At 50.4% G+C, this 9,136-nt stretch carries 6 protein-coding genes; 4 read left to right on the top strand and 2 right to left on the bottom strand.

Going from position 1 to position 9,136, the window contains the following annotated elements; translation table 11 throughout:
- Positions 1–52 precede the first annotated feature (52 nt).
- The gene (locus AC5M9B_RS03545) at positions 53–976 is read right to left on the bottom strand and encodes a hypothetical protein (protein ID WP_487648264.1); all 924 of its coding nucleotides are present in this window, start codon (positions 974–976) and stop codon (positions 53–55) included.
- Positions 977–1,229: 253 nt separating this feature from the next.
- Between AC5M9B_RS03545 and ubiG the strand changes: the two genes are divergently transcribed.
- Positions 1,230–1,949: a bifunctional 2-polyprenyl-6-hydroxyphenol methylase/3-demethylubiquinol 3-O-methyltransferase UbiG gene (gene ubiG, locus AC5M9B_RS03540; RefSeq protein WP_070655581.1), complete on the top strand. Its 720-nt coding sequence runs from the start codon at positions 1,230–1,232 to the stop codon at positions 1,947–1,949.
- A 95-nt stretch (positions 1,950–2,044) separates the two neighbouring features.
- Here the strand turns inward: ubiG and AC5M9B_RS03535 are convergent, their stop codons facing one another.
- Positions 2,045–2,995, bottom strand: a complete 951-nt coding sequence (locus AC5M9B_RS03535) for a bile acid:sodium symporter family protein (protein ID WP_019270601.1) — start codon at positions 2,993–2,995, stop codon at positions 2,045–2,047.
- Positions 2,996–3,405: 410 nt separating this feature from the next.
- Between AC5M9B_RS03535 and gltS the strand changes: the two genes are divergently transcribed.
- The 3 genes from gltS (at position 3,406) to adhE (ending at position 8,762) form a co-directional block, all read left to right on the top strand.
- The gene (gene gltS, locus AC5M9B_RS03530; RefSeq protein WP_019270600.1) at positions 3,406–4,626 is read left to right on the top strand and encodes a sodium/glutamate symporter; all 1,221 of its coding nucleotides are present in this window, start codon (positions 3,406–3,408) and stop codon (positions 4,624–4,626) included.
- A gap of 124 nt (positions 4,627–4,750) precedes the next feature.
- The gene (locus tag AC5M9B_RS03525) at positions 4,751–5,758 is read left to right on the top strand and encodes a lysozyme inhibitor LprI family protein (protein WP_487648263.1); all 1,008 of its coding nucleotides are present in this window, start codon (positions 4,751–4,753) and stop codon (positions 5,756–5,758) included.
- Between the two features lie 388 nt (positions 5,759–6,146).
- Positions 6,147–8,762 (top strand): bifunctional acetaldehyde-CoA/alcohol dehydrogenase, encoded by a 2,616-nt coding sequence (gene adhE, locus AC5M9B_RS03520; RefSeq protein WP_070655586.1) that lies wholly within the window; start codon positions 6,147–6,149, stop codon positions 8,760–8,762.
- The last annotated feature ends 374 nt before the right edge of the window (positions 8,763–9,136 follow it).

Here is a 9,136-nt window from a genome sequence, read left to right as displayed (position 1 = left end):
ATCTGCGAACCGTTTTGTCTGATTACGCCCGATTTGACGATGCGTTACTGTCCTATTTTGATTTTAATTGACTATAACGATTTTTAGGAGGCTGGAGTTTCTCTACCTGAATGTCTTTCGGATGGTCAGCGATAAATGATTTGGTCGCTTTGAGAATTGCTTGGATGCGAGGATCAGTCCATGGGACAATTTTATTGTGTCCATCACGTTTGTCATACCAGATGATCACACCATCAGTATATTTTTTACTGATTTCCAGCATTTTTTTCCAACGTTCGGCATTAATAAATTGTTTGAAATAAGGACTACCAGTGGCGGAATAATATTGCGGCCAGAGATAGCCGATGATTTTTTTGTCGGGATAACGTTTTCTAATCTCGGTGATGGTGGTTTGGACGTCTTTTTCCCATTGCGCCAAATCGGGCGTGGTGATGTAGAACACGGGATTGGCGTAGTCGCTGATGGCTGCGCTCATCTGACGGCGCTTGCTGAATTGCCGCCATTTTGCCAATACTGCTTCGTTGTCCGCCTGAGTTTGGTAGTAGCGGATGGCGTGCAGGTGTTCGTCGGGCAAGCCGTAGTTGCTGATGTAGGCGCGGGGATTTTCTTCTTTGAAAATCTGGTACATGCGGGCAAAGTTGGTTTTAAGTTCCTGAGGAGTGAGGATTTGTCCGTCTTTTTCGGCAAACCAGGTTTCGATGTCGGTGGAAATGGTGCGGTAGCCTTCGCGATAGGATTGGCGCGCCAATTCGCGGATGCGCTTTTCGTTCAATACGCCGTGTTTGCGTTTGCCGGCAGGGTCGGGCATGATCAGCTCGGATTCGTAAATCAGGAATACTTTGGACAGTTTGTCGGCGGTTAGGTCGGGTTTGCCGACGTAGTCCATGCGGTCGTAAATGATAAAGTCTTTGCCGGAGGCAAGCGCGGAAGCGGCGGCAAGGAAAAGTAGGGATGCGGCGCGGATAAATGGTTTCATTGGGTTTTCTTTTGAATGGGAAACGGGGTGTTTGCTGCTTCGGAAATGTGTGGGCAAGTTTATATAAATTAATGGGAAAGGTCGCGGCAAACAAGGCGGAAGGGGTAAAAACAAGTCAAAGGTCGTCTGAAAAGGGTAAGCGGCATTTTCAGACGACCTTTTGGCGGCTGGCGGCGGTTTGTCTCTGTTCCATCCTCCTGCTTTGCTATAAAATCAAAACCCTCTTCAACCCGAAATCCAAATCAGGAAAATCATGATGGAAGCAGCCGGACAACACAACGTCGATGCGGACGAAATCGCTAAATTCAGCCAAATTGCGGATAAATGGTGGGATAAAAACGGCGAGTTCAAACCTCTGCACGACATCAATCCGCTACGCTTGGGCTATATCAATTCATTCGCTCAGTTGGCGGGCAAGCGTGTTTTGGATGTCGGCTGCGGCGGTGGGATTTTGTCGGAAAGCATGGCAAAACGCGGGGCGGCGCACGTTACCGGCATTGATATGGCGGAAAAATCGTTGCAAACCGCCCAAGCCCATGCCGCTGCCGAAGGAGTGGACAATATCGATTACCGCTGCATCCGCGTCGAAGACCTTGCCGCCGAACAGCCGCACAGTTTCGATGTTGTAACCTGCATGGAAATGATGGAACACGTTCCCGATCCCGCCGCCATCGTCAAAGCCTGTTCGGAGCTGGTGAAGCCTGACGGTATGGTGTTTTTCTCCACCATCAACCGCAACCCTAAATCTTATCTTCATCTGATTGTCGGCGCGGAATATGTGTTGAACTTTGTTCCCAAAGGGACGCACGATTGGCAAAAATTCATCACGCCCGCCGAGCTGGCGCGGATGTGTAGACAGGCAGGGTTGGATGTGATTGACACTAAAGGCATGACCTACAATCTTTTGACCCGCCGCTATTCTTTATGCGACTCGACGGAAGTGAATTATATGATTGCCTGCCGTCCAGTCTAAAGTTGTTTGTCCGAATCATGATAAAAGGTCGTCTGAAAAATGTTTTTCAGACGACCTTTTGATTATTTACCGAAGGTTGAACCGACCACCGCAGCTTATTGCTCACGCTTATCCCACCAAGCGAACAAATTGCCCAAGACGGTTCCCGATACGGAGTGCCAGACACAGGCGACGGCGGTGGCGACGGCAGATTCGGCGTTACCCGGGAAGAATTTGGCACTCAAGCCGGTGGCGAGACCGGCGTTTTGTACGCCGACTTCGATGGCGAGGGTACGTTTTTTGGCTGTGTTCATACCAACCAGTGCGCCGCTGTAATAGCCGAGGATGTAGCCGCCGATATTGTGGGCAGCGATGGCGAGGACCATAACGAGGGCTGATTCGGCGAAGCGGTGGCCGTGGACGGCTGCCACGCCGCCGACAATGCAGGCAAAGGCGACCACGGCAACGGCAGGCATAATGGCGCGTACATCTTCAAACCAGTGTTTTTTGTGCAGCAAAATATTGGCGACAGAACCGATAACGACGGGTAACAGGGTAACGAGCAACATAAACTTGAACATGCCCCAGCCGTCCATTTCGACGGTTTGTCCGACAAGGTAAGTCATCCACAGCGGCGTCATAACGGGGGCGAGGACTGTGGAGACGGTGGTCATCCCGACTGAAAAGGCAACATCGCCTTTGGCAAGGAAACTCATGATGTTGGATGAGACACCGCCAGGGCAAGTACCGACCAAAACCAAACCCAGCGTCAATCCGGGCGAGAGGTTGAAGGCTTTGGCAATACCGATGGCAAGCAGCGGCATGATGGTGTATTGGGCGACTGCACCGATGAAAATATCGAGCGGACGTTTAGCCAAAATTTGATAGTCTTCTTTGCCCAAAGTCATGCCCATACCGAGCATGATGATGCCGAGTACGACGACTTGAGTGTCGCCTTTCACCCATGAAAAGGTAGCGGGTTCGATAAAGGCGACGATAGAGGCAAGGACGATAATCAGGGCGGTGAATCGGGTCATTTGCCGGCTGACGGCAGTCAGAAAGTTCATAGTTTGCTCCTTTGTAAGTTGTTATGTATGACGGCGGTTGCCTTAATTTAACGGATATTAACTTTTCCATGTGATTCTGGCAATAATGGACAGATGTGTGTCAAAGGTCGTCTGAAAACTAAGAAAGTGCTGTTTTTGATAACGACGTTTTTTCTAGAAACTGATTTATATATTGTCAACAATGTTTAGTTGACACCTATAAACCATTCACAATCAATCAATAAGTAGTCAAAAGTAATGCCATGATTGAAAAAAATATTTCATTTATTTGCTGAATATTCCGTATAAAAATGCCCGAAATCCTAACTAGTCTTTGACAATCTTTAACCCATCCCCTAATATCCAACAGTTTGATTCCGCACGGCGGATTTAAGAAAAACATTTTTGAGATTTTGAGAGGTAAAACAATTATGGAATGGGAATTTAACAGTTACTACACGTTGATTGCCGCTACATTGGTTTTGTTGATTGGTAAGGTTTTGGTAAACAAAGTCAAATTCCTGCGCGATTTCAACATTCCCGAGCCTGTGGCAGGCGGTTTGATTGCTGCGATTGTTCTGTTTGCACTGCATCAAGCCTACGGCGTGAGCTTCAAATTTGAAAAACCGCTGCAAGATGCATTCATGCTGATTTTCTTCACCTCTATCGGTTTGAGCGCGGACTTCTCCCGCCTGAAAGCGGGCGGTTTGCCTTTGGTGATTTTTACTGCCGTCGTCGGGGCGTTTATCGTTGTGCAAAACTTCGTTGGTGTCGGCTTGGCGAAGGTTTTGGGATTGGATCCGCTTATCGGCCTGATTACCGGCTCGATTACGCTGACCGGCGGACACGGTACGGCAGGTGCATGGGGGCCAGACTTTGAAAACAAATTCGGCTTGGTCGGTGCCACTGGGTTAGGTATGGCTTCGGCAACATTCGGCTTGGTATTCGGCGGTTTGATTGGTGGTCCGGTTGCGCGTCGTCTGATTAACAAACTGGGACGCAAACCCATTGAACCAAGCGCACGCAAAGAAAATGCCGATGAGCATACCGACGATGTGTTCGAACAAGCGAAGCGTACACGCCTGATTACCGCCGAATCCGCAGTCGAAACGCTTGCCATGTTTGCAGCGTGTTTGGCATTTGCTGAAATTGTGGACGGCTACGATAAAGAATATCTGTATGACTTACCGAAATTCGTATGGTGTTTGTTTGCCGGTGTCGTTATTCGTAACATCCTGACTTCTGCGTTTAAAGTCAATATGTTCGACCGCGCCATCGACGTATTCGGCAATGCCTCCCTGTCGCTTTTCCTCGCAATGGCACTTTTGAACTTGAAATTGTGGGAATTGACCGGTCTTGCAGGACCTGTAACCATCATTCTCGCCGTACAAACCGTCGTGATGATTCTGTACGCAACCTTCGTTACCTACGTCTTTATGGGACGCGACTACGATGCAACTGTTTTGGCAGCAGGACACTGCGGCTTCGGTTTGGGCGCCACTCCGACCGCCGTTGCCAATATGCAGTCCATCACACAGACTTTCGGTCCTTCGCACAAAGCCTTCTTGATTGTACCTATGGTCGGCGCGTTCTTCGTGGACTTGATTAACGCGGCAATCCTCTCCGGTTTCGTAAACGTTATCACCAAATAGGTAAGCGTTTATAACGGTTCGTTGAAAAAGCACTTGCAACATTTACTTGCTGCAAGTGCTTTTGTTATGATGGCCGTCTGAACGGCAGGCCGGTTTGGTCTGCAACCGCATCAAGGAGATATTTATGAACAAAAAACTGCTGGCTTTGCCGCTCGTCCTGATATTGGCCGCGTGCGGCAAGGATGAGCCCAAGCAGGCTTTGGAATGCAATCATCCCGCCGCCATCCAAAGCATCAAAACACAAATCCAAAACATTATCCGCCAAGAAGCGCGCGCATTCGCCCGCAACGACAGCCGCCAATTTGTCGATGCGGACAAAGTCATTGCTGCCGGTTCCGAACTGGAAATCGGCTTAAACAATGCCCAACAAATTGATGAAGACAACAAAACCATGTGCGGTGCAGATTTAAGCATCCGCGTTCCTGCCGATGTCCTTAATGCAGCGGAAGACAATAGCCCTTTGATTTACAGTGAAACGACTTTAGCCGAAATACTGGAACAAAAGCTGACAGGCAGCAATTTGAAATTTGCCGACAATACACTTTCGACTTCCGTACGTTATACGCCTGATAAAGACGGCAACGCCGTTTTGGAAGACAACACTGTCTCCATGACGGCGCGCACGCTGTCCTCGCTGCTACTGCCCTACGGTGTCAAAAGTATTGTGATGATTGACGGCAAGGCAGTCAGCAAAGAAGATGCTATGAAGTTGTTGAAAGGCAAATACGATGAGCCGCCTGTCGTTTCTCCGGAAGATATTCTGGAAAACAATGCCGCCAGCCAAGCATCGGGCGTGCCGCAGGCAGCAGGATTGGAAACCGAAATCTTGCGTCCTGATGCAGAAGCGAAACGCGAAGAGCCGTCGTTCTCGCAAAGCGATTTGGACAATGCACGCAGCCAAAACCGCAATGCAGATTCCGAAATTCAAAGAATATGGGACGGAATGGAACATACTGTTCAAAAGGAACTGCTCACCGAACAGCGTGCCTGGATTCAGAACAAGATCCAAAACTGCCAACAGGCTGCTACCCAGGCTGACAGCCCTGCTCATGCCGAATACCTCAAGCTCCAATGCGACACCCGCATGACGCGCGAACGCACGCAATACCTGCGCGGTTATTCGATTGACTAGACGGATTTTTCTTCCAATCATTAAAAGGTCGTCTGAAACTTTGACTTCAAGGTTTCAGACGACCTTTTTCCTTTTTTCTTTATTTAGCTTTGTCTGATTCATTTGTAATTTTGATACAAAATCCGACGAATTTCGTTTCCATATGAATTGCAGCAGGTAAAACAATAGCAATATGGCGAAGGGGAGAACTCGGCAGCCTCCTTTAGCAAACTCGTTAAAATGATTTTATTTCAATGTATTAAAAAACGAAAAATCCTAAAAAAGGTCGTCTGAAAACAGCGTGCATGGTTTGTGATGTAAGTCAAAGAGAAATGTAACAAAATTACTTATAGTAATCGTAGTGAAAATTTATCGACTTTATTGCCACCTTATATCAAGGAGATACACCATGAACGCATCAGCCGACAATGTCGTCAGCCCCGCCGTAGCCGAGGTCAACAGTTTGGTTGAAAAGGGTTTGCGCTCGTTGGACGAGTTTCGCAAGCTGAATCAGGAGCAGATTGATTATATCGTTGCCAAAGCCTCTATTGCTGCGCTTGACAAACATGGTGTACTCGCCATGCACGCGGTCGAAGAAACGGGGCGTGGTGTATTTGAAGACAAGGCGACCAAAAACCTGTTTGCCTGCGAAAACGTCGTGCGCCGCCTGCGCGATTTGAAAACCGTGGGCGTCATCAGCGAAGACGATGTAACCGGCATTACCGAAATCGCCGATCCGGTCGGGGTCGTCTGCGGTATCGTGCCGACCACCAATCCGACTTCCACCACCATTTTCAAATCCCTGATTGCGCTGAAAACCCGCAATCCGATTATTTTCTCGTTCCACCCGTCCGCCCAACAGTGTTCCGCCCACGCCGCCCAAATCGTGCGTGATGCCGCGATTGCCGCCGGCGCGCCGGAAAACTGTATCCAGTGGATTGAAAAACCATCTATGGAAGGCACTTCCGCGCTGATGAAACATCCGGGCGTGGCGACGATTTTGGCGACCGGCGGCAATGCGATGGTGGAAGCGGCTTATTCCTGCGGCAAACCCGCACTCGGCGTCGGGGCGGGCAACGTGCCTGCCTATGTCGAAAAAACGGCAAACATCCAACAGGCGGCACACGACATCGTGATGTCCAAAGCGTTCGACAACGGCATGATTTGCGCCAGCGAACAAGCCGTCATCGCCGACAAAGAGATTTATAAAGAGCTGGTCGAAGAGTTCAAATCCTACGGCGTGTACTTTGCCAACAAAAAAGAAAAAGCCATGCTCGAAGACTTCATCTTCGGCGTTACGGCAAACTGCGCCAACTGCGGCGGCGCGAAACTCAATGCCGCCGTTGTGGGCAAACCGGCGGCGTGGATTGCCGAACAGGCAGGGTTTAAAGTCCCCGAAAAAACCAACATCATCATCGCCGAATGCCGCGAAGTCGGCCCCAACGAGCCGCTGACCCGTGAAAAACTCTCGCCCGTACTGGCGATGCTCAAAGCGGATTCCACCGAACAAGGTTTGCAGTTTGCCGAACAAATGGTCGCCTTCGACGGCTTGGGACACTCCGCCGCCATCCATACCGCTGATCAAGAATTGGCAAAAACCTTCGGCACCCGCGTCAAAGCCTTACGCGTGATTTGGAACTCGCCCTCCACCTTCGGCGGCATCGGTGACGTTTACAACGCCTTCCTGCCGTCCCTGACCTTGGGCTGCGGCTCTTACGGCAAAAACTCCGTCGGCGGCAACGTCAGCGCAGTCAACCTGTTAAACATCAAAAAAGTAGGCCGTCGGAGAAACAACATGCAATGGTTCAAAGTACCCGCCAAAATCTATTTTGAGCGCGATTCCATCCAATACCTGCAAGACATGAAAGACTGCGAAAAAGTCATGATTGTGACCGACCGTTCGATGGTCGATTTGGGCTTCGTCGATAAAGTGACCCACCAGCTCCACCAACGCAAAAACAAAGTAACCATCCAGCTTTTCACCGATGTCGAAGCCGATCCGAGCGTGCAAACCGTCTATAAAGGCACGGATCTGATGCGCAGCTTCCAGCCTGACACCATCATCGCACTAGGCGGCGGCTCGCCGATGGACGCGGCAAAAGCCATGTGGCTCTTCTACGAACAGCCCCAAGTTGATTTTGAAGACCTCGTCCAAAAATTCATGGACATCCGCAAACGCGCCTTCCGCTTCCCCGAATTGGGTCGCAAAGCCAAATTCATCGGTATCCCCACCACATCGGGCACCGGCTCCGAAGTCACGCCGTTTACCGTCATCAGCGACGGTGACAAAAAATACCCCATCGCCGACTACTCGCTGACCCCGACCATCGCCATCGTCGATCCCGCGTTTACCATGACCGTCCCCGCCGGCGTAACCGCCGACACCGGTCTGGACGTACTGACCCACGCCGTAGAAGCATACGTTTCCGTGCTTGCCAACGACTTTACCGACGGTCTCGCCCTGCAAGCCATCAAGCTCGTGTTCCAATACCTCGAACGCTCCTACAAACACGGCGCGTCCGACCCCGAAGCGCGCGAACACATGCACAACGCTTCCACCATCGCAGGCATGGCGTTTTCCAACGCATTCCTCGGCATCAATCACTCGATGGCGCACAAAATCGGCGGCAAATACCACGTTCCGCACGGCCGCGCCAACGCTATCCTGCTGCCGCACGTCATCCGCTACAACGGCACGCGCCCGCAGAAAACCGCTACCTGGCCGAAGTACAACTACTACAAAGCCGACCTGAAATATCAGGAAATCGCCCGTACCTTAGGCTTACCGTGCGCCACCCCTGCCGAAGGCGTAGAATCCTTCGCCCGCGCCTGTCATGAACTGGCGGTCAACGTCGGCATCAAAATGTCGTTCAAAGAGCAGGGCATCGACGAAAAAACCTTCATCGACGGCCGCAAAGAACTGGCAATGCTGTCCTTCGAAGACCAATGCACCCCCGCCAACCCGCGTCTGGCATTGGTTGCCGACATGGAAGAAATCCTGACCAAAGCCTATTACGGCGAATAAGGTTCGCGAAACACAATAAGGCGTAAGGAAAAGGCCGTCTGAAAACCGCATTTCGGGTTTTCAGACGACCTTCGTTTTTATGTAGTCCCCGCTTATGACTGCTTCACTTATTTTTAGCAGCCGTAGCGTGGGCTTTGCCCACGGAGCACATAAGGCGGAATAGTCTCGGCAAGATTTTGTATTTCGCGGGCATATCCCACGCTACGATTTGCAGCATCTCAAATCCTTCCGCTCCAACCGCCGTCAAACATCTAACAGGTTTATGTGAACAAAGGTCGTCTGAAAACCTGAAACATGGTTTTCAGACGACCTTGGATTCGGATTTCAAGTGCAACACTAGTGTATCAGTGGTTTGAACAGATTCAAGAATAAAA

The organism is Neisseria flava (genome assembly GCF_982712965.1).
This window is presented reverse-complemented; position numbering and strand designations above follow the sequence as displayed.